The organism is Stenotrophomonas sp. RIT309 (assembly GCF_000632045.1).
GTDB lineage: Bacteria > Pseudomonadota > Gammaproteobacteria > Xanthomonadales > Xanthomonadaceae > Stenotrophomonas > Stenotrophomonas indicatrix.
This window is the reverse complement of sequence record NZ_JFYS01000002.1, coordinates 148,140-168,993: the sequence shown is the minus strand read 5'-3', so window position 1 is coordinate 168,993 and position 20,854 is coordinate 148,140. Positions and strand designations below refer to the sequence as shown.

Here is a 20,854-nt window from a genome sequence, read left to right as displayed (position 1 = left end):
CTTCGCGGCGGCTGCGTTAGACTCGCCGGACCCTATCAATCCGCATTCCCGTGCCCCGACGCTACGATTCCGACGACATCGACGATTCCGACGACGACCTGCAGGACGATGGCAGCCCGCTCTGGCGGCGCCGACTGATCACCTGGACCATGGCTGCGGTCGCGTTGGGATTGGGTTTCCTGATCCCCTATACGCTGTACCTGAACCAGCAGGTGACGCAACGCTTCGGTGAACTGCGCTGGCAGATCCCGACGCGCGTCTATGCACGCCCGCTGGTGCTGATGCCCGGCAAGGCGATGGATGCGGCAACCCTGAAAACCGAACTGGCCGCCTCGGCCTATCGCGATGATGGCCAGGGCAAGGATCCGGCAACCTATGCGGTGCAGGGCGGCCGCTTCGTCATCTCCAGCCGCGGCTACAACGATGTCGACGGCCACGTTGCTGCGCGCCGGGTCGAGCTGTCGCTGTCCGGCGGTAGCATCGCATCGTTGCGGGACGCCGACAGCCGCAAGGCGCTGAAGGCGGCCCGCATGGATCCTGCGCGCATCGCCACGCTGTATGGGCAGAAGCAGGAAGAGCGCCGCCTGATCCGCATGAACGAGGCCCCGGACCTGTTGGTCACTGGCCTGCAGGCGGTCGAGGACAAGGACTTCAACCGCCATCACGGCATCGATCTGTCCGGTATCGCGCGCGCGGTCTGGGTGACTGTCCGCTCCGGTGGGCAGAGCCGCCAGGGCGCTTCCACCCTGACCCAGCAGCTGGCCCGCAGCGGCCTGCTGGGAATCGGCAAGGAACAGACCGTCACCCGCAAGTTCAACGAAGTGCTGTATGCGTTGATCATGGAAGCGCGCTATGACAAGCGCACCATCTTCGAGGCGTACCTCAACCAGGTGTATCTGGGCCAGCGCGGCAGCCAGGCGATCCACGGCATGTCCTCCGGTGCCGAGTTCTGGTTCGGCCGCGATCTCTCCTCGCTGGAAACCGAGCAGATCGCGCTGCTGATCGGCCTGGTCAAGGGACCGTCCTACTACGACCCGCGGCGGAATCCCGAGCGCGCGCTGGACCGTCGCAACTTCGTGCTGGGCAAACTGCACGAGGCGACCCTGATCGACGATGCCGAGTACCAGCGTGCGTTGAAGGCGCCGCTGGGCGTGCCCAAGACCCCGGGCCTGGTGGCGGCCAACCGCTTCCCGGCCTACGTTGACCTGGTGCGTCGCCAGCTTGCCCACGACTATCCGGAATCCGCCCTGCAGGGCGCTGGCCTGAGCGTGATGAGCGGCATGTCGCCGTCCGCGCAGGCTTATGCCGAAGGTGCGGTCACGCGCACCATCAAGTCGCTGGAAAGCAAGCGTCGCCCCGAGCTGCAGGCCGGCCTGGTGATGACCGACGTGCACAACGGTGACGTGGTGGCGGTGATCGGCAGCCGCGAAGTGTCCGAGGTCGGCTTCAACCGTGCCATCGAGGCGCAGCGCCCGGTCGGCTCGCTGCTCAAGCCATTCGTGTACCTGCTGGCACTGGCGCAGCCGGACCGCTATTCGCTGGCCAGTTGGGTCGATGATTCACCGGTGACGGTGCAGCTCAGCCGCGGCCGCAACTGGAACCCCGGCAATGCGGACAACCGCAGCCACGGCACCGTGCGCCTGATCGATGCGCTCGCCCACTCCTACAACCAGGCGACGGTACGGGTGGGCATGCAGGTCGGCCCGGAACGGGTGACGCAGCTGATCCACGTGCTGGCCGGCATCAAGGCCGAGGCGAACCCGGCGGTGATCCTCGGCTCGACCGACCAGAGCCCGTACGCGATGGCGCAGCTGTACCAGTTCCTGGCATCGGGCGGCGAGATCCAGCCGCTGCACGCGGTGCGTGGCGTCCTTGATCCGCAGGGCAAGCTGCTCAAGCGTTACGACAAGACCCCGGCACCGGCACAGGAAGGTGACTCGATTGCCGCCAACCTGATCAGCATCGGCCTGCAGCAGGTGGTGGCCAGTGGTACCGCGCAGCGTTTGAACGCCGATGGCCTGGGCCGCCTGCAGCCGGCCGGCAAGACCGGCACCACCAACGATGGCCGCGACAGCTGGTATGCCGGTTACACCGGCGATCACCTGGCGGTGATCTGGATGGGCAATGACCAGAACGAACAGGCCGGCCTGTATGGCGCCACCGGCGCGATGCGGGTGTGGTCGGGCATCTTCCAGCGCCTGCCGACGGCGCCGTTGAAGGTCAGCAACAAGGGCCTCGACTGGCAGCCGGTTGCGGCCACGGGAACCAACAGCACCGATGAAGGGTGCCCGGGTGCCCGCCGCTTCCCGTTCGTGGTGGGCTATGCGCCTGCGTATGAACCGTGCGCACCGGCGGCCTTGCCGGATGCGCAGGGCGGTGCGGAAGGCGAGGGCGGCGGCTGGCGCAGCTGGTTCGGCCTTGACCGTAAGCCCGAACCCGCCGCTGAACCTGCCGCAGCACCCGCTGCAGCGACTCCTCCTCCAAGCCGATGATGCCGATGACTATCCGTTCGCTGTTCCAGCCCCTGGTCCTGAGTGGCCTCAGCCTGGCCCTGGCGGCCTGCGTGAGCAGCGCGCCGCAGGTGGTCAAGCCGGTGGATACCACCACGCCCGCACAGCGGCTGGCAGCCGTGGAAGCCGCAGCCGGCCCGGATGACAAGGAACTGTCGGTGCAGCCACTGCGCGATTCCCAGGTTGAGGATCTGCGGCAGACGGCGCTGACCCAGCGCAAGGCCAATGATCTGGCCGGCGCGGCCGGCAGCCTGGACCAGGCGTTGCAGATCGTGGCCGGTGATCCGTCGGTATTGCAGGAACGCGCGGAACTGGCGCTGCTGCAGGGCCAGTGGGCGGAGGCGGAAACGTTCGCACGCAAGGCTGTGGACCTTGGCTCGAAGACGGGGCCGTTGTGCCGCCGGCACTGGGCGACGATCGAGCAGGCGCGCCTGGCGCGGGGCGAGAAGGAGAATGCGGTGTCCGCGCACGCGCAGATTGAAGGCTGCACGGTGCCGGGGATCAAGCGGTACTGAGTTTCCCAGCCAACGGCGCAGCCCCTCGTGGCTGGCTGCTTGGTCGCGCAAAAGCCGCGCTGGCCGGGCAGGTTGGATTCGCGGGGGACGCCGTGAACCCATCCCTGGGGGCTTGGCCGCGGCATCCATGCCGCGGACACCCCCGCGAACCCAACCTGCCCGGCCTCTGACAGTTTCCGTGTGCGGCCAGCCACGGAAAAGAAAAAGAAAATCAATAGCGGGTCGCGCGCTGCGCGCACTCGCTGCGGGGTCGGATCCGTTTTCCGCAGGAGAACGGATCCGCCCCCTTCTACTTTCTCCGTTACACCAACCGCTTCCGCTCTGCCTTTGCATTCCGTCACCGGGAAACTGTCGAAGGGGGGGGCTGTGGGTTTGCGGGGTGTCCGCGGCATGGATGCCGCGGCCAACCCCCCAGGGATGGGTTTGCGGCGTCCCCGCAAACCCACAGTCCCCCGCCAGCCCTCAGTCCAACCCAGAGCCATGAACAAACGCTGTTGCCGTTGCTTTTGCTTGTGCTCTGGCCTGAAACGGGTGCCGGGCAACGCCCGGCCGGGTATCCTTTCCACCTGATGTCCGACCTTGTCCATGCCAGCCGCGAAGCCCTCAGCGAAGGCGGCGCGCTCGCCTCCCATCTGGATGCGTTCGTCCCGCGTCCTGCGCAGCTGCGCCTTACCGAGGCCATTGCCGCGTCGATGCAGCAGCGCGACCTGCTGCTCGCCGAAGCCGGTACCGGCACCGGCAAGACCTTTGCCTATCTGGTGCCGGTGCTGCTGTCCGGAATGCGCACCATCATTTCCACCGGCACGCGCGCGCTGCAGGACCAGCTCTACCACCGTGACCTGCCGCGCGTGCGCCAGGCACTGGGCGTCGGCGTGCGCAGCGCGCTGCTGAAGGGGCGCAGCAACTACCTGTGCCGCTACCGCCTGCAGCAGGCACGCGGCGAGCCGCGCTTCTCCAGCCCGGAACAGGCGGCACAGTTCCAGCGCATCCTGGCCTGGTCCGGTCGCTCGGATTCGGGCGATATCGCCGAACTCGATGGCCTGGCCGACGACTCGCCGCTGCTGCCGATGGTCACCTCCACCGTCGACAACTGCCTGGGCAACGAATGTCCGTTCTGGGATGACTGCTTCGTCGTGCGGGCCCGCCAGCGTGCCCAGGCCGCCGACCTGGTCGTGGTCAACCACCACCTGCTGCTGGCCGACCTGGCGCTGAAGCAGGAGGGCTTCGGTGAACTGCTGCCCGGTGCGCAGGCCTTCGTCATCGACGAAGCCCATCAGTTGCCCGAACTGGCCGCGCAGTTCTTCGGCGAAGGCTTCGGCATGCGCCCCTGGCAGGAACTGGGCCGTGACTGCCTGGTTGAAGCGCGCGGCGTGGGTGGCGCACAGTCTGCACTGCAGGAACCGGTCGATCATCTGCAGCAGGCATTGTCTGCACTGCGTGCTGCGATGGAGGGGCTGCCCGCGCGTGGCACCCAATGGCGCGCGCTGGCAATGCCGCAGGTACGCGAGGGTTTCGATGCGGTGATGTCCAGCCTGGTGGTGCTGGAGCAGGCATTGCAACCGCTGCGCGAAGCCGCTGCTGGCCTGGATGCCTGCCATGCGCGCGCACGTGAGGCGATTTCGCGGCTGGGCCGTTGGCTGGGGGATGAAGAACCCGCGCTCGACTTCGATGCCGATCCTGCAGAAGCGACCGCCGCCGCTGGTGACGTGCTCTGGTATGAACTGACCGCGCGCGGTTTCCGCTGCCAGCGCACGCCGATGGATGTGTCCGCGCCGCTGCGCGAACATCGCGAGCGCAGCCATGCCGCATGGATCTTCACTTCCGCCACGCTGACCGTTGGCGGTGGCTTCGAGCACATCGCCACGCGCCTGGGCCTGGATGATCCGCAGACGCTGGTGCAGCCCAGCCCGTTCAACTGGCCCGAGCAGGCACTGTGCTACCTGCCTGAAGGCCTGCCGGATCCGGCCGCGCGCGGTTTCGGAACCGCACTGATCCAGGTGCTGCGTCCGGTGCTGCAGGCGTCGCAGGGCAGGGCGTTCCTGTTGTTTGCTTCGCATCGTGCGCTGCGCGAGGCGGCCGAGGCGCTGCGTGATGGGCCCTGGCCGCTGTTCGTGCAGGGCGAAGCGCCGCGCGCGACCCTGCTGCAGCGTTTCCGCGAATCCGGCAATGGCGTGCTGCTGGGCTCGGCCAGCTTCCGCGAGGGCGTGGATGTGGTCGGCGAGGCATTGAGCGTGGTGGTGATCGACAAGCTGCCCTTCGCCACGCCCGATGATCCGGTGTACGAAGCGCGGCTGGATGCCATACGCACCCAGGGAGGCAATCCCTTCCGCGACGAGCAGTTGCCGCAGGCGGTGATTGCCCTGAAGCAGGGCGTTGGCCGCCTGATCCGCAGCGAGACCGACCGTGGCGTGCTGGTGCTGTGCGACCCGCGTCTGCTCAACCGGGGTTATGGCAAGGTCTTCCTGCAGTCGCTGCCGCCGTTCCGGCGAACCCGGGCCCTGGCCGATGTGCAGGCCTTCTTTGCGCCACAATGGGCGCCCGTGGCGGATGCCGCTGCCCCGACCGCTGCCGTGGCGGGGCCGGAGCCGGCTCCCGGCGCCACGTTCCCCCTGTTCTGACCCGATCCGATGAAACTGCTCGCCTTTGAAACCGCCACCGAAGCCTGTTCCGTAGCCCTGCATGTCGATGGGCAGGTCCGGGAACGCTTCGAGATCGCCCCCCGCCGGCATGCCGAACTGAGCCTGCCGTGGGCGGAGGAGCTGCTGGCCGAGGCCGGCATCAGCCGCCGCCAGCTGGACGGCATCGCGCTCAGCCGTGGTCCCGGTGCGTTCACCGGTGTGCGCCTGGCGATCGCGTTGGCGCAGGGCATCGCGCTGGCGCTGGATCGGCCGTTGCTGCCGGTGTCGACGCTGCAGGTGCTGGCGCTGCGCGCGCCGGTGGAAGAGAAGCAGATCCTGTCGGCGATCGATGCGCGGATGGGCGAGTTGTACGTGGCACGCTTCGAGCGCGTGGATGGACTGCCGGTGGCGCGGGATGCCGAGCGCGTGTGCGTGCCGGCGGCGGTGTCGTTGCCGGATGCTGCGTCCGTCTACGGCGTCGGCACCGGGTTTGCCGCGGCCGAGGGCGCGCTGGTCGCGCAGCTGGGGGCTGGCCTGCGCCGCTTCGATGCAACGGCGCTGCCGCGTGCAGCGGATGTGCTGGCACTGGCGGTACCGGCGTTCGCGCGCGGCGAAGGCATTGTGCCGGAGAAGGTCGAGCCGGCGTACCTGCGGGACAACGTGGCGCTGACGCTGGTCGAGCAGCAGGCGGCGCGGGATGCCAAGGCGAAGGCCAACGGCTGAGCCCCTCGTGGCGGGGTGGTGGGTCGCTGACAGCAGAAGCCGTGGGTTGGCCGGGCACGGACAGTTTCCGTGCGCGTTCGCCACGGAAAATCAAAAAAAATCAAATTCAAAAGCCGGTCGCTTCGCTCGCATCCACGCATGGCTTGGATCTACCGTGCAGGCATGGCGTGGATGCATCGTGTCGACCAAGGTCGACAGCTACCAACAGCAAAGATGCGCCGCGATTGGTCAGGGGTGGGGCGGTGTGGGCTTGCAGGACCGTTGGCGCCATGGATGGCGCCATCGAGCCCCCATGGATGGGTTTACGGCGTGTCCTGCAAGCCCACACCGCCCCGCCAAACCGAACAGCCCAACCGCCGCTCTTGATCTTGACGTTGCAGTTGCCGTTGCAGTTGCCGTTGCCGTTGCTGTTGCTTGCAGCGGGTCCCGGGCCGCAGGCCCGGGCGGAAAACCTCACCGGTCGTCGCGCAGTTCGCCACCGGGCAGGAACACCCACGTGCGCGTGACCTGCAGGATGTCGATCTGGTCTTCGCTGTCGGGCAACGGCGGGAACGGTTGTGCCAGCTGGATCACCCGCAGTGCGGCCTCGTCCAGCAGCGGCGTGCCGCTGGACTTCAACACCCGGCTGCTTTCCACGCTGCCGTCGCGGCGTACCCCCACGCTGATCACCACCTGGCCACCCAGCCGGCGCTGCCGCGCTTCGTCAGGGTAGTTCAGGTTGCCGACCTGCTCGGCGCGGTCCACCCACGCGCGCAGGTAATTGGCGTAGGCGTATTCGCGCGTGCTGGCCGAGACGAATTTCCGGTTCGGCCGCTTGGCGTACTGCGCCGAACGCAGGTGCACTTCCGCCGCCAGCCGCGCCATTTCAGCATCGCGCTGTTCGCGCGCGGTCATCGGTGCATCCGGTGTTGGTTGCAGCGGGGTAGGGCGCGACTGCGCCACGGCCACGGTGTCCTGGCCATTGCGGCTGCTGACCACCCGCGCCTGCGGCGGCGGTACCGGTGCTGCCGACTGCTGCTGCTGGGGTACCGGACTGATGCCGGCCTGGGCCTGCGGCACGATGCCGGCCTGGTTGTCGCGGGGGCGCTGCGCACGATCGTGCTCGCCACCGCCTTCCTGGCTGGCGGCAGCCAGGAAATCGGCCTGCTTCGGGGTCAGCGCGGTGCGGGTCTGGCTGAAGATCACTTCCAGGGTCGGCACCAGGGGCGCGTCGCCTTTCACGGCAAAGCCGACCCCGAGGATCAGCAGGGCGTGCACCAGCACCGACAGGGCGATGGTGGCGCCCAGCCGCTGCGCTTCACGCGCCGGTGGGGCGAGGACGGCAGGTGCGGCATCCATCAGCGCAGATCGGCCTCGATCGCGTCGAACAGGGTGCCGGCGATGTTCAGGCCGTACTGCGCGTCCAGCTCGCGCACGCAGGTCGGGCTGGTCACGTTGACCTCGGTCAGGTAGTCGCCGATGACGTCCAGGCCGACGAAACGCATGCCACGACGCTTCATTTCCGGGCCGACCTGGGCGGCGATCCAGCGATCGCGTTCGCTCAGCGGACGGCCTTCGCCACGGCCACCGGCGGCCAGGTTGCCGCGGAACTCATCGCCCTGCGGAATGCGCGCCAGGCAGTAATCGACCGGCTCGCCATCGACCAGCAGGATGCGCTTGTCGCCGGCAGTGATGTCGGGAATGAACTTCTGGGCCAGGGCGAGCTTGCGGCCGCCGTCGGTCAGCGTTTCCAGGATCACGTTCAGGTTGGGGTCGCCCTGTCCGCTGCGGAAGATCGAGCGCCCGCCCATGCCATCCAGCGGCTTCAGTACCGCCTGGCCGTGTTCCAGCGCGAAGGCCTTCAGTGCCTTGGCGTCGCGGCTGACCAGGGTCGGCGGGCAGCACTGCGGGAACAGCAGCGCGGCCAGCTTCTCGTTGTAGTCGCGCAGGCCCTGCGGGTTGTTGACCACGCACGCACCGGCGGCGGTAGCGACATCCAACACCTGGGTGTCGTAGACATACTCGGCGTCGACCGGCGGGTCCTTGCGCATCAGCACGATCTGGCCGGGACCGAATTCGGTCCGGCTGAATGCGCCCAGCTCGTACCAGCCGGCCGGGTCGTCGCGCACCTGCAGGGGGGCGGTCCAGGCCACGGCCACCCCGCCTTCCAGCGCCAGCCCGCCCGGGCGCACGTAGTGCAGGGCATGGCCGCGGCGCTGGGCTTCCAGCAGCATGGCGAACGTGGTGTCCTTGGCGATCTTGATGTGGGCGATGGGGTCCATCACCACGATGACGTTCAACGGCATGGGTGCACCTGTCAGGCAAGGCGTTGATGGTAGCGGCAACGCCGGCCGTGCGCCTCCCCGGCGATGTGCAACGCAGCGTCCCTTGCCGGGCTGCGCAGTGATTGCCAATCCGGTCACGTTCAGCCCGGCGCCACGCCCCGCGCCACGGACCGCCCTTGAAGCGGGCGCGGGAAGTGCGATATAGATACGCTTTCGCAGCGGCTCCCGCCAAAGATTGGGCCGTGCGCTTGGGGAATGGCAATGACTGAAAACACGACTGCGGGCGGGGAGCTCGCAGGACTCCGGGTGATGGTCATCGATGACTCGAAGACCATCCGCAGGACTGCGGAAACACTGCTGAAGCGCGAAGGCTGCGAAGTAGTGACCGCGACGGACGGTTTCGAGGCCCTGGCCAAGATTGCCGACCAGCAGCCGCAGATCATCTTCGTCGACATCATGATGCCGCGCCTGGATGGCTACCAGACCTGCGCACTGATCAAGGGTAACCAGCTGTTCAAGGCGACCCCGGTGATCATGCTGTCGTCCAAGGATGGTCTGTTCGACAAGGCGCGGGGGCGCATCGTCGGCTCGGAGCAATACCTGACCAAGCCATTCACGCGCGAAGAACTGCTGGGTGCCATCCGCACGTACGTCAACGCCTGACCAGGGGGGAAAGGCACAATGGCTCGTATCGTCCTGATCGAGGATTCACCGACCGACCGCGCGGTGTTCACCCAATGGCTGCGCCGTGCCGGCCATGAGGTGCTGGAAGCGGACAATGCCGAAGATGGCCTGCAGCTGGTCCGCGACCAGGTGCCGCAGCTGGTCCTGATGGACGTGGTGCTGCCGGGCATGAGCGGTTTCCAGGCGACCCGGGCGATGGCCCGCGACGCAGCGATCAAGCACATCCCGGTCATCATCGTCAGCACCAAGGCGATGGAAACCGACAAGGCCTGGGGGCTGCGCCAAGGCGCCGCCGACTACATCGTCAAGCCGCCGCGCGAGGAAGAACTCATCGCCCGGATCAACGAGCTGGTGGCCTGATGCGCTCGCCCTTCGACATTCTTGAAGCCTACGAACGGCGCAGCCTGGCCCACGCGGTGCAGCTGCCCGGGCGGCAGTTCGCGCAGGACCTGTGGCGTGGCGTCGGTTTCCGTGTTGGCCAGCGTCGGCTGGTGTCCGATTTCCGCGAAGTGGTGGAGATCGTGCCGATGCCGCCGGTGACCCCGGTGCCATGCGCGCAGCCGTGGCTGCTGGGCGTGGGCAACCTGCGCGGCAACCTGTTCCCGGTGGTCGACCTGAAGTACTTCCTGGAAGGGGCGCGCACTGTCCAGCAGGAAGGCCAGCGCGTGCTGATCATGCGCCAGGCCGGTGGCGACGTCGCCCTGACCATCGATGAACTGTTCGGCCAGCGCAGCTTCGAGCTGACCCAGCAGATCGAGGCCGGTTCACTGGCCGAGGGACGCTACGGCCACTTCGTCGATCGCGCTTTCCATGCCGATGGCAACGATTGGGGCGTGTTCTCGCTCTCGCTGCTGTCGCGTACCCCTGAATTCCGGCAAGCCGCGGCCTGAGGCCGGGCATCGCCCCCTGCATTGAAAATCGAGGTTGAACGATGAGTACTGCTTCGGATGCCACCAAGTCCGGCAAGCTGCGGCTGGGCGGCAGCAACCTCTGGCTGGCGCTGCTGGCCCTGTCGATGATCCTGTTCGGTGTGAACACCGGCGTGTCCACCTGGCAGGGCAGCCGCCTGGCCGATGCCGGTTCCAAGGCCGCGGACCTGCAGGTGCTGTCGCAGCAGCTGGCCAACCAGGGCCGTGACGCGGTCGGCGGCAACGCGCAGGCCTTCACCGCCTTCAAGGCCACCCGCAACGCGATCGAGCAGAACGTGTCGACCCTGCAGGGCCGCTACGGCAACGAGCCGGGCGTCTCCCGGGCGATCTCGACCCTGGCCGACACCTGGGCGCCGCTGGGCAAGCAGGCTGGCCAGCTGGTGGCCAGTGAACCGGCAGTACTGGCCCTGGCCGGCAACGCCAACAACTTCTCCGGTGCGGTGCCGGGCCTGCAGGCCCAGTTGAACGAGCTGGTGCGTGCGATGTCCGCCTCCGGCGCGCCGTCGTCGCAGGTCTACAGCGCCCTGCAGCAGGTGGTGGTCGCCGGTTCGATGGCGCGTCGCGTGACTGAAATCCGCGCCGGCGGCACGGCTGCGGCCGCTGCCGGTGACGCGCTGGCCCGCGACATCACCGTGTTCTCGCAGGTGCTCGATGCGCTGCGCAATGGCAACGAGGACCTGGGCATCACCGCCGTGCGCGGCGCTGCCGCCGTCGCTGCGCTGGAGCAGTCGCAGCAGAAGTGGCAGGCGATGAAGCAGGACGCCGACGCGATCCTGGCCAGCTCGCGCCAGCTGTTCGCCGCGCAGTCCGCTGCCTCCGCACTGGGCCAGGGTTCGGCGAAGATGCTGACCGACAGCCGCAAGCTGTTCGAAGCCTTCTCCTCGTTCGGTTCGGTGTCCGACACCCGCCTGTTCCCGAATTTCTGGATCGGCGTGGTGTCCGGTGCGCTGTCGCTGATCGCGATCATCGGTTTCGTCTCCACCAACGTGCGCAGCCGCTCGCGCGAGCAGGAACTGCGCTACCAGACCCAGGTGGAGTTCAACAGCCGCAACCAGCAGGCGATCATGCGGCTGCTGGACGAAATCTCCTCGCTCGGTGAGGGCGATCTGACCGTGAAAGCCTCGGTGACCGAGGACATGACCGGCGCGATCGCGGACGCCATCAACTACGCGGTGGATGAACTGCGCCACCTGGTGACCACCATCAACGACACCTCGGCCAAGGTCGCGCTGTCGACCCAGGAAACGCAGGCCACCGCGATGCAGCTGGCCGAAGCGGCCGGCCACCAGGCCAACCAGATCACCTCGGCGTCGGACCGGATCGGCGAAATCGCCGCCAGCATCGAACAGGTATCGCGCAACTCGGCCGAGTCGGCCGACGTGGCACAGCGTTCGGTGGTGATCGCCGCCGAAGGTGCCGGCGTGGTCCGCGAGACCATCCAGGGCATGGACCAGATCCGCGACCAGATCCAGGAGACCTCCAAGCGCATCAAGCGACTGGGCGAATCTTCGCAGGAGATCGGCTCGATCGTGGAACTGATCAACGACATTTCCGAGCAGACCAACATCCTGGCATTGAACGCGGCCGTGCAGGCGGCTTCGGCCGGTGAAGCCGGTCGTGGTTTCGCGGTCGTGGCCGACGAAGTGCAGCGCCTGGCAGAGCGCACCTCCGGTGCGACCCGACGTATCGAGAACCTGGTGCAGGCGATCCAGGCCGACACCAACGAAGCGGTCACCTCGATGGAACAGACCACCGCCGAAGTGGTGTCCGGTGCACGCTTGGCCGAGGACGCCGGCACCGCGCTGACCGAGATCGAGCGCGTGTCCAACGCACTCAATACCCTCATCAAGAACATCTCCATCGCCGCCCAGCAGCAGTCGTCGGCGGCGTCGGACATCACCCGCACGATGGGCGTGATCCGCCAGATCACCGGCCAGACCTCGCAGGGTGCCGGGCAGACCGCCGAGTCGATCGGCCACCTGGCGCAGCTGGCGGCCGACCTGCGTCGTTCGGTCGCCGACTTCAAGCTGCCGGCGTGACACGGGCAGGGCGGCGAGCAAGGAACCAGTCGATGAAGCATTTCCATTCCCCACGCCAGGATCCGCGCGACCGTCGCGCGGCGGCGACCGGAGCGCATCCATGAGCAGCCTGCGCGATGCGATGAGCCACGCAGCCCTGGGCTGGGTCAAGCCCGAGCTGGACGAGACCCTGCGCCTGGTGCGCAACGAGGTCGAGTACTTCGCCGAAGATCCGGCCGACAGCAGCCGCATGCGCATCTGCGCCGGCTACCTGCACCAGGTGCAGGGCACGCTGCGCATGGTCGAACTGTATGCACCGGCGATGGTGGCCGAGGAGCTGGAACAGCTCGCCATCGCCGTCGGCAAGGGCGAGGTCGCCGAGCGCGACGAGGCCTGCGCCACCCTGATGCGCGGCAGCGTGCTGCTGCCCGATTACCTGGAGCGCCTGCAGAACGGACACCGTGACATCCCGATCGTGCTGCAGCCGCTGCTCAACGAGATCCGCGCCGCCCGTGGCGAAGCGCTGATCAACGACAGCGTGCTGTTCGCGTTCGCGCCCGATTCGGTGACCGCCACCGAAGCGGAACTGGACCATGCACGCGGCAGCCTCAGCGGCCGCAACCGCGAGCTGCTGGACACCGTTGGCAACGCGGTCAAGGAAGAACTGCTGCAGGTCAAGGACGCGCTGGACCTGCACCTGCGTACCGACGGTTCGCCGCAGCAGCTGCAGGAGCAGGTGACCAAGCTGGGTTCGGTGGCCGATACGCTGGGCATGCTCGGCCTGGGCGCTGCGCGGGGCGTGGTCGTGCAGCAGCGCGACGCGCTGCGCGGGGTCGTCGAGGGCCGCCAGCAGATCGACGAAGACATGCTGCTGGATATCGCCGGTGCGCTGCTCTATGTCGATGCATCGCTGGATGACCAGGTCGCACACCTCGGTGCCAGTGGCAGTGGCCAGGATGATCCGAGCGCGGTGGAGAACCGGCGCACGGTGGAAGTGCTGGCGCACGAGGCGATCGCCAATTTCGCCGCCGCCCGCGAGCATTTCGTCGCTTTCATCGAAACCAGCTGGAACCACGCCGAACTGCAGGACGTGCCGCGCCTGCTCGGCGATGTCTCCGGCGCATTGCGCATGCTCGACCTGGGCACCGCGGCAGACTATCTGCGCGGCGTGCAGCAGTACATCGAAGCCGAACTGATCGGTCGTCAGCGGGTGCCCAGTGGTCGCCAGCTGGACACCCTGGCCGACGCCATGGCCAGCCTGGAGTACTACCTGGAAGCCCTGCGTGACCGCCGTCCGGGTCGCGAGGACATCCTCGACATCACCCGCAGCAGCCTGGAAGCGCTGCGCTACTGGCCGCTGCCCGAGCGCGGCGTGGTCGCTGTCGAAGACGTGCAGCCGGTCATGCGCGAAGCTGTGGTCTTGCCAGCCGAGCCGCTGCAGATCGAACCGCTGGATATCGACGTGCAGGCCTCCGCGCCGGCACCGGGTGACGTGCCGGCGTCGCTGCCCGATTTCACCTTCGACCCGCTGCCGGAGGCTACGCCCGCCGACAACGGCCTGATGTTCGGATCGCTGGGTACGCCAGCGTTGTCGGCCGAACCGCACGGCACCCCGGCGCCCCTGTTGTTCGCTGCCTCCAGCGCCCCCGCGCCGGAAGTGCCGCAGTGGGAACTGGGTGGATTCGACGCGCCGGCAGGGAGTGCTGCCGAACGCAGCGACGAGCGTGCGCCGACGTTCGACAGCTTCGATCCGGTCAGTTTCGATCCTGTGTCCGTCGAACGGTCCGACGCTGCTGCCTGGACGTTGTCCGCGATTCCGGTGCCGGAAGAGGACGACACGCAGGCAAGCGCCGTAGACGGCAATGATGACGCCTTCCTGGCGACGTCGTTGGACGAGACGTCGTCTGCCGCGTCGCTGGACGTGGTCATTTCGCTGGCCTTCGATCCGGTTGCCGCCGAGCAGGACGGCCAGACGTCGCTGAGCGACGATGTGGTGTTCCGTTTCGACAGCAGCCTGCTGCACAACGCCGATGACGTGTTGTCGCTGGAGACAATGGAAACGCTGTCGTTGGACGACGAGCAGGCCTCGCCTGCGACGCTGGAGTTCATTGACGCCGGTGCGGTGGTGCAGGCCGACGATGGCCTGGCCATCAACGAACGGCTCGACTCCACCGTTGACGGCGACGCGGCGACCGATGCGGCAGTCTACGTCGCACCGGCCGCTGATCTGCCCGCATCCGAAGACCTGTCGGCAGTGTCTGCTGCGCCGACCGTGGCGCTGGTCGATGTGGATACCATCGCGCCGATCGACTTCAGCGAAGCCGATGCGCAGTTCTTCGCAGAGCTGAATGCCGCTGCCGCCGGCTTCAATCCCCAGGCCATGCCGGCCGCCGTCGTGCCGACCGAAACCGTGCCGCCAGCCGTGGCCGAGGGCGGGTTCGATGCGGGTTTCGACGACGATGCCGAGAACATCGACCAGGACATCCGCGAGGTGTTCCTGGAAGAATTCGACGACGAGCTGGGCAATCTCGGCACGCTGCTGCCGGCATGGCGCATGCAACCGGACAACATGGACCGGCTGCGGCCGATCCGCCGCATTTTCCACACACTGAAGGGCAGTGGCCGCCTCGTCGGCGCACGTACCCTGGGTGAGTTCGCGTGGAAGATCGAGGGCATGCTCAACCGCGTGCTCGATGGCACCCGCGCCCCCACGCCGGCGGTACTGGCGATGGTCGATCACGCATACACGGCACTGCCGCAGTTGAACGCGGCACTGCGCGATGGCCAGCGGGTCAGCGTCGACCTGCAGGCGATGCAGGCCATCGCCGATCGCGTGGGTGCAGGCGAAGAAACGTTCTACGTTGCGCTGCCGGGCGCCACCGCGCCGACGGCCGAGGCGCCGACCGATGCTGCCGCGCCGCTGGACAGCGCCGTGCAGGATGTCGATGCCCCCGCACAGAGCGCTGTCGAAGCGCCGGGTACCCCGGCCAACATCGACAGCGTGCTGCGTGAGATCCTGGAGGCCGAGGTGGAACTCCACCAGGCCACGCTGCAGGGCTGGTTGCGCTCGGCGCAGCAGGCGCCACAGCCGGTCAGCGATGCGTTGCTGCGCGCGGTGCACACCATGAACGGTGCCTTCGCGATGACCGAGGTGCCGGAAATCACCGCTGTCACTGGCGGCGCCGAGTCGTACATCAAGCGCGCGCTGGCCGCCGAGGTGGTGCCGGGTGATGACGCCGTGGCGGCCCTGGACGAGACCGCGCAGGCGATCAACGCGACGATGGACGCGCTGCAGGCCGAGCAGCCGCGGATTGCGCCGCAGGCTGAACTGGCGCAGCGCCTGCAGGCGCTGGCCGGCGAGCTGCCGGAAGCACGCTGGCCGATGGCCGGGCTGGACGTCGAGGATGAAGACGAAGACCCGCTGCTTCCGCTGGTCGCAGAAGCGGATGCCGCCGACGCCGACATGGTCGAGCCGGTGCATGCGGTGGAGATCGAGCCGGAGGTCGAACGCGACACCGGTGCCGAGGTGCTGGAGGCGCTGCAGGTCAGCGAGGACGCGTTGAGCGATGCGGACCTGGAGTCCGCCGAATTGACCGGCAGCGATGATCTGTCGCGCTACTTCGATGCAGGGTGGCCGTCGATGCCGGACGGCCCGGCGTCGGAGTCGAGGCTGGAAGTGGCTGCTTCCACGCTCGTTGCCGCGGAAATTGAAGCCGGACAGGCGGTGGCGACATCGGAAGACACCGCATTGGAAGACACCGCGCTGACTGCGGCGGATGATCTGTCGCCGTATCTGGATGCCAGTGCGCTGCCGGTTGACGACCGCGATCCGGATGTCCTGGATGTCGCAAACGACCTGAATACGCCGCTGCCATCCACACCTGAAACGGCGGTGGATGAAGACGCTGCTGCGCTGCCGCTCGACAGCGAGCTGTCCAGCCTGCAGGATGAAATGGCTGTGCCGGGCTTCGCAGACCCGGTCACGCTGGAAGCCGCGCTCGAGGCCGGCCTTCACGTGATCGACGAGGAGCAGGGCCAGGACGAAGACGGGCAATGGCCCGTGCTCGGCCTGCAGGCCAGCGAACTCGCGCCTGGCGAGGCGGAAGCCTTTGCCGAGGATGCGGACGTCGGCGGGGAGGCGGCGGTCGGTGAAGGAGAGAGCACCGACCAGCCGTCCCCGGCGACGGTGGAAGACGTCGGGGCCGCGGAGACGGCGCAGGACGCCATTTCGCCCTCGCGTTTCTTCGAGCTGGAAGATGCTCCGGGCCAGGCTGCCGCGGCGGACAGCGGCATGATCGTGGTGCCGGTTGCGGCAGAGGCTGCGGCGGTCGAGGTCGAACCTGTCGCCTTCGACAGCGTCGATGCGGCGGTGCCGGCGGATGCGCCCCTGCCCGAAGCCCAGACCGAAGAAGCCCAGACCGACTCCGAATCCGAAGACAGCGCCGACCTGCTCGACTTCAGCATCTATGATCGCGAGCTGGTCGACATCTTCGTCGAGGAAGGCAAGGACCTGCTGGATCATTGCGATGGGCTGATCAGCGAGCTGCGCGAAGCGCCGCAGGATCGCGAAGCCCTGGCCGGCCTGCAGCGCGATCTGCATACGCTCAAGGGCGGCGCGCGCATGGCGGGCATCAATGCCATCGGTGATCTCGGCCACAGCATCGAATCGCTGCTGGAGGCTGTCGCTGGCGGGCGCACCGAGATCGAACGTCGTGATGTGCAGTTGCTGGAACGCGGTTTCGACCGTCTGCACCAGCTGCTGACCCGTACCGGCGAACATCGCATCGTCGAGCCGGCACAGGATCTGCTCGACGCCTTTGAAGCACGCACCACCACCGACATCACCGCCGCTGCCAGCGCAGCTGCAGCCAGTGCTGTCGTCGTGGCGGAGCAGGCCCCGCAGGCGGCTCCGGCCGTGGCCGTGGTCGATGCCCCGTTGTCGGCACCGTTGCCGGTGGAAGGTTCCAGCGAGGAAGACCCGCTGGCCCGTCCGCAGCAGGAACAGGTGCGTGTGCGCGCCGACCTGCTCGACCGCTTGGTCAACCACGCCGGTGAAGTGGCGATCTATCGTTCGCGCCTGGAACAGCAGCTCGGCGCCTTCCGTGGCGCGATGGGCGAACTGGAACGCACCAATGCGCGTCTGCGCGACCAGCTGCGTCGCCTGGACCTGGAAACCGAAGCGCAGATCGTGGCCCGCTACCAGCGCGAGCAGGACCAGGCCGACCAGAAGTTCGATCCACTGGAACTGGACCGTTTCTCCACCCTGCAGCAGCTCAGCCGCGCGCTGAACGAGTCGGCCGCCGATCTGGGTGGCCTGCAGGGCGTGCTGGATGATCTGTCGCGCCAGTACGATTCGCTCCTGCAGCAGCAGTCGCGTGTCAGTTCGGAACTGCAGGATGGCCTGATGCGCGCGCGCATGGTGCCGTTCGACGGCCTGGTGCCGCGCCTGCGCCGTGTGGTCCGCCAGGCCGGCATGGATACCGGCAAGCAGGTTCACCTGACCCTGGAAGGCACCCACGGCGAGCTCGACCGCAACGTGCTCGATCGCATGGTCGCGCCGCTGGAGCACATGCTGCGCAACTCGGTTGCCCATGGCCTGGAAGCGCCGGAACAACGTCGTGCCGCCGGCAAGCCGGAAGAAGGCGAAATCGCCATCCGCCTGCACCGCGAGGGCTCGGAAATCGTACTGGACGTGGCCGATGATGGCGCTGGCCTGGATCGTGAAGCGATCCGCCGTCGCGCCATCGACCGCGGCCTGCTGCCTGCCGATGCACAGCCGAGCGAACAGGAACTGGACAACCTGATCTTCGCGTCGGGCTTCTCCACCGCCGACCAGGTCAGCCAGCTGGCGGGCCGTGGCGTCGGCATGGACGTGGTCGGCAACGAAGTGCGCCAGCTCGGCGGCTCGGTCGACATCCAGTCGGTGCGTGGCCAGGGCGTGCGTTTCACCCTGCGCCTGCCGCAGACGCTGGCGGTCACCCAGGCGGTGTTCGTGCAGATCGGCGAAACCACCTTCGCGGTGCCGGTCGCCTCGGTCAGTGGTATTGGCCGGCTGTCGCACGAGCGCTTCGAAGCAGCCGACAGCAGCTACCGGTACGGTGGCGAAGACTATCCGCTGTACGACCTCGGCAGTCTGGTCGGCCAGGCCCCGGCACGCGCTGACGGCCAGGCCCAGGTGCCGCTGCTGCTGGTCCGCGCCGGCGACCTGCGCGCCGCCGTTGCGATCGATCAGGTGCTGGGCAACCGCGAAGTCGTGGTCAAGCCGGTGGGCCTGCAGATCGCCTCGGTGCCGGGCATCTACGGCGCCACCATCACCGGCGATGGCCGGGTGGTGGTGATCCTGGACGTGGCCCCGCTGGTGCGTCGTTTCCTGGCCAACCCGACCGCGCCGGTGCTGGTCAACGCACCCCGCCAGGAACGGCAGGTGCCGTTGGTGATGGTGGTGGACGATTCGCTGACCATGCGCAAGGTCACCGGCCGTATCCTGGAGCGTCACAACTTCGAGGTGAGCGTCGCCCGCGATGGCGTCGAAGCCCTGGAACAGCTGGAAGAGCGCGTGCCGGACCTGATGCTGCTGGACATCGAAATGCCGCGGATGGACGGCTACGAGCTGGCCACCGCGATGCGTGCCGACCCGCGCTACAAGGACGTGCCGATCGTGATGATCACCTCGCGCAGCGGCGACAAGCACCGCCAGCGCGCCTTCGAAATCGGTGTGCAGCGCTACCTGGGCAAGCCGTACCAGGAGCTGGACCTGATGCGTAACGTGTACGACTTGCTGGGGATTGCCCGTGTCCGTGAGTGACCTCGATCCGGTTCCGGCCGTAGCCCTGCTGGCCCGCCCGGGTGCGGCGCGTGAGCGCCTGCGCGAGGCGTTGGCCCATGCCGACGTGCAGATCGTGCTGGAAGACGATCCCATGACGCTGGAACCGCAGGCGCTGCATGATGCGCGCCCGCAGTTCGTGGTGATCGCGCTGGAAGCGGCCATTGAAGACGCGCTGGAGCGCCTGGAACCGGCGCTGTCGGCGCCCGGCTTGACCCTGGTGTTCGATGAGGCTGAACTGGCCGCGCGTCGCGATGGTTGGGAAGCGCAGCGCTGGGGCCGTCACCTTGCCGCCAAGCTGCACGGCCACCAGCAGGTGCTGCCGCCCGGCGCCGAGGACGAACCGGCACTGCAGCTGGAGCCGGGCCTGCCGTCGACGCCGCCGGTGCCGAAGGAAACCGCGCTGCAGACGCACCTGGAACAGGCCCGTTCGTGGGCCGACGACGTGCCGGCTGATGGCCTCTATTCGCCGCCGGCACACCTGCACGAGCCCGTCGCGCTGGAGCAGGCGCTGGCTGCGCTGCAGCCGGTGCTGCCGGAAACGGCAGCGCCTGTGCAAGCCGCGCCGGAACCGCCGCCGGTACCGGCAGCTGCGCCGTCGGTATTCACCGACCACACGGCCTGGTCGCTGGTTGACGAGGCCAGCGACGCGCCGGCAGTTGCATCGGCTGCCACCTCGACCGAATCGGCGGAACCTGCATTCGATACCGGACATCTTTCACTGGTCGACCTGGACGCTGCCGCGCCTGCAGGCAGTCGCTCCGGCGCACTGCTGGTACTGGCCGGTATCGGCGGTCCCGATGCGTTGCGTCGCCTGCTCGCTGCACTGCCCAGCGGGCTGGCCGTGCCGGTGCTGGTGCACATGCGCCTGGACGGCGGCCGCTACGGCAACCTGGTCAAGCAGATGGCGCGCGTATCGCCGCTGCCGGTGCAGCTGGCCGAAGCCGGCCAGCGCGCCACCGCTGGCGAAGTGCACGTGCTGGCCGATGACATCGGCGTGCACGCTGCTGCCGATGGCCTGTATTTCCAGAGCGAAGCGCAGGGCATCTCGATTGCCGCGCTGTCGGCCGAGCACAGCGCGCTGGTGCTGCTCAGCGGTGCCGATCTGGCCCATGTGGGCCCGGCGTTGGACCTCGCCGCCGCCGGTGCCTGGGTGGCCGGGCAGGTGGGCGAAGGCTGCTACGACCCGGCTGCGGCGACGGCGGTGGTCGCCGCCGGCATGGTGGCCGGTGAACCGCAGGAACTGGCGCAGGTGATCGCCGCGCGCTGGGGCCTGGATGACGACGGAGATGCCGCATGAGCTACGCCAGCAATGATGAGATCCGTGGCGTCCTGATCTCGGCCGGTGCCGAACGGGTCCTGCTGCCCAATGCAACCGTGGCCGAGATGATGTCGCGGGTGCCGGTGCAGGCGGTAGCCGACGCGCCGCGCTGGCTGGTGGGTGAGATCGGCTGGCACGGCTGGCAGGTGCCCCTGGTGTCGTTCGCACGGCTCTCCGGGTTGGGCGAAGAGACGGTGGCCGGCCACAACAAGGTGGTGGTGCTCAAGACCCTCAACGGCAACCCGCAGCGCCCCTACTACGCGCTGTTGACGCAGAGCTTCCCGCAGCTGATTTCGGTACCGCGCGATGGCCTGCTGGCCGACGCGTCCGAGGAAAACCTGCCTGACATCGTGCACATGCGCGTGCTGCTGGGCGAACAGAGCGCGCTGTTGCCGAATCTCGACGCGCTGGAAGCTGCGCTGGATTCGCTGACGGCCTGACCGGAATCC

13 protein-coding genes are annotated in these 20,854 nt (G+C 67.9%); 11 read left to right on the top strand and 2 right to left on the bottom strand.

Annotated elements, in window-relative coordinates:
* Window positions 1-50 precede the first annotated feature (50 nt).
* The 4 genes from mrcB to tsaB all read left to right on the top strand — a co-directional run bounded on the left by mrcB (window position 51) and on the right by tsaB (window position 6,366).
* On the top strand, window positions 51-2,492 hold the full coding sequence (mrcB, locus tag BW38_RS17890; RefSeq protein ID WP_032974979.1) for a penicillin-binding protein 1B: 2,442 nt from the start codon (window positions 51-53) through the stop codon (window positions 2,490-2,492).
* Window positions 2,489-3,025, top strand: coding sequence for a hypothetical protein (locus tag BW38_RS17895; protein WP_080150494.1), 537 nt, complete (start codon window positions 2,489-2,491; stop codon window positions 3,023-3,025). Before mrcB ends, BW38_RS17895 begins: the two co-directional genes overlap by 4 nt.
* A gap of 569 nt (window positions 3,026-3,594) precedes the next feature.
* A complete protein-coding gene (locus BW38_RS17900; protein ID WP_032974978.1) occupies window positions 3,595-5,643 on the top strand; it encodes an ATP-dependent DNA helicase in 2,049 nt (682 codons plus the stop codon).
* A gap of 9 nt (window positions 5,644-5,652) precedes the next feature.
* Window positions 5,653-6,366, top strand: coding sequence for a tRNA (adenosine(37)-N6)-threonylcarbamoyltransferase complex dimerization subunit type 1 TsaB (gene tsaB / locus BW38_RS17905; RefSeq protein WP_032974977.1), 714 nt, complete (start codon window positions 5,653-5,655; stop codon window positions 6,364-6,366).
* A 453-nt stretch (window positions 6,367-6,819) separates the two neighbouring features.
* Here tsaB and BW38_RS17910 read toward each other — a convergent pair whose 3' ends face one another.
* Window positions 6,820-7,704, bottom strand: a complete 885-nt coding sequence (locus tag BW38_RS17910) for an energy transducer TonB (protein ID WP_032974976.1) — start codon at window positions 7,702-7,704, stop codon at window positions 6,820-6,822.
* The gene (gene gshB, locus BW38_RS17915) at window positions 7,704-8,651 is read right to left on the bottom strand and encodes a glutathione synthase (RefSeq protein ID WP_032974975.1); all 948 of its coding nucleotides are present in this window, start codon (window positions 8,649-8,651) and stop codon (window positions 7,704-7,706) included. Before gshB ends, BW38_RS17910 begins: the two co-directional genes overlap by 1 nt.
* A gap of 240 nt (window positions 8,652-8,891) precedes the next feature.
* Here gshB and pilG point away from each other — a divergent pair, with 240 nt between their 5' ends.
* The 7 genes from pilG to BW38_RS17950 all read left to right on the top strand — a co-directional run bounded on the left by pilG (window position 8,892) and on the right by BW38_RS17950 (window position 20,845).
* On the top strand, window positions 8,892-9,293 hold the full coding sequence (gene pilG / locus BW38_RS17920) for a twitching motility response regulator PilG (RefSeq protein ID WP_005418455.1): 402 nt from the start codon (window positions 8,892-8,894) through the stop codon (window positions 9,291-9,293).
* 18 nt (window positions 9,294-9,311) lie between these two features.
* Window positions 9,312-9,674, top strand: coding sequence for a response regulator (locus BW38_RS17925; RefSeq protein WP_025877749.1), 363 nt, complete (start codon window positions 9,312-9,314; stop codon window positions 9,672-9,674).
* The gene (locus tag BW38_RS17930) at window positions 9,674-10,204 is read left to right on the top strand and encodes a chemotaxis protein CheW (RefSeq protein WP_025877750.1); all 531 of its coding nucleotides are present in this window, start codon (window positions 9,674-9,676) and stop codon (window positions 10,202-10,204) included. The genes BW38_RS17925 and BW38_RS17930 overlap by 1 nt, the downstream gene beginning before the upstream one ends.
* Window positions 10,205-10,245: 41 nt before the next feature.
* Entirely contained in the window at window positions 10,246-12,282 is a 2,037-nt protein-coding gene (locus BW38_RS17935) for a methyl-accepting chemotaxis protein (protein WP_032974974.1), read from the top strand.
* Window positions 12,283-12,382: 100 nt separating this feature from the next.
* Complete coding sequence (locus BW38_RS17940; protein ID WP_032974973.1) at window positions 12,383-19,066, top strand: Hpt domain-containing protein; 6,684 nt, start codon at window positions 12,383-12,385, stop codon at window positions 19,064-19,066.
* Window positions 19,053-20,384 (top strand): chemotaxis protein CheB, encoded by a 1,332-nt coding sequence (locus BW38_RS17945; protein WP_032974989.1) that lies wholly within the window; start codon window positions 19,053-19,055, stop codon window positions 20,382-20,384. Before BW38_RS17940 ends, BW38_RS17945 begins: the two co-directional genes overlap by 14 nt.
* On the top strand, window positions 20,381-20,845 hold the full coding sequence (locus BW38_RS17950; RefSeq protein WP_025877758.1) for a chemotaxis protein CheW: 465 nt from the start codon (window positions 20,381-20,383) through the stop codon (window positions 20,843-20,845). The genes BW38_RS17945 and BW38_RS17950 overlap by 4 nt, the downstream gene beginning before the upstream one ends.
* Window positions 20,846-20,854: the final 9 nt, after the last annotated feature.

Bases quoted from the DNA above. Each gene is read 5' to 3' on its own strand.
- pilG (WP_005418455.1), top strand. From the start codon at position 8,892: ATGACTGAAAACACGACTGCGGGCGGGGAGCTCGCAGGACTCCGGGTG.
- BW38_RS17895 (WP_080150494.1), top strand. From the start codon at position 2,489: ATGATGCCGATGACTATCCGTTCGCTGTTCCAGCCCCTGGTCCTGAGT.
- gshB (WP_032974975.1), bottom strand. From the start codon at position 8,651: ATGCCGTTGAACGTCATCGTGGTGATGGACCCCATCGCCCACATCAAG.
- BW38_RS17925 (WP_025877749.1), top strand. From the start codon at position 9,312: ATGGCTCGTATCGTCCTGATCGAGGATTCACCGACCGACCGCGCGGTG.
- BW38_RS17900 (WP_032974978.1), top strand. From the start codon at position 3,595: ATGTCCGACCTTGTCCATGCCAGCCGCGAAGCCCTCAGCGAAGGCGGC.
- BW38_RS17910 (WP_032974976.1), bottom strand. From the start codon at position 7,704: ATGGATGCCGCACCTGCCGTCCTCGCCCCACCGGCGCGTGAAGCGCAG.
- BW38_RS17950 (WP_025877758.1), top strand. From the start codon at position 20,381: ATGAGCTACGCCAGCAATGATGAGATCCGTGGCGTCCTGATCTCGGCC.
- BW38_RS17940 (WP_032974973.1), top strand. From the start codon at position 12,383: ATGAGCAGCCTGCGCGATGCGATGAGCCACGCAGCCCTGGGCTGGGTC.
- BW38_RS17930 (WP_025877750.1), top strand. From the start codon at position 9,674: ATGCGCTCGCCCTTCGACATTCTTGAAGCCTACGAACGGCGCAGCCTG.
- BW38_RS17935 (WP_032974974.1), top strand. From the start codon at position 10,246: ATGAGTACTGCTTCGGATGCCACCAAGTCCGGCAAGCTGCGGCTGGGC.
- tsaB (WP_032974977.1), top strand. From the start codon at position 5,653: ATGAAACTGCTCGCCTTTGAAACCGCCACCGAAGCCTGTTCCGTAGCC.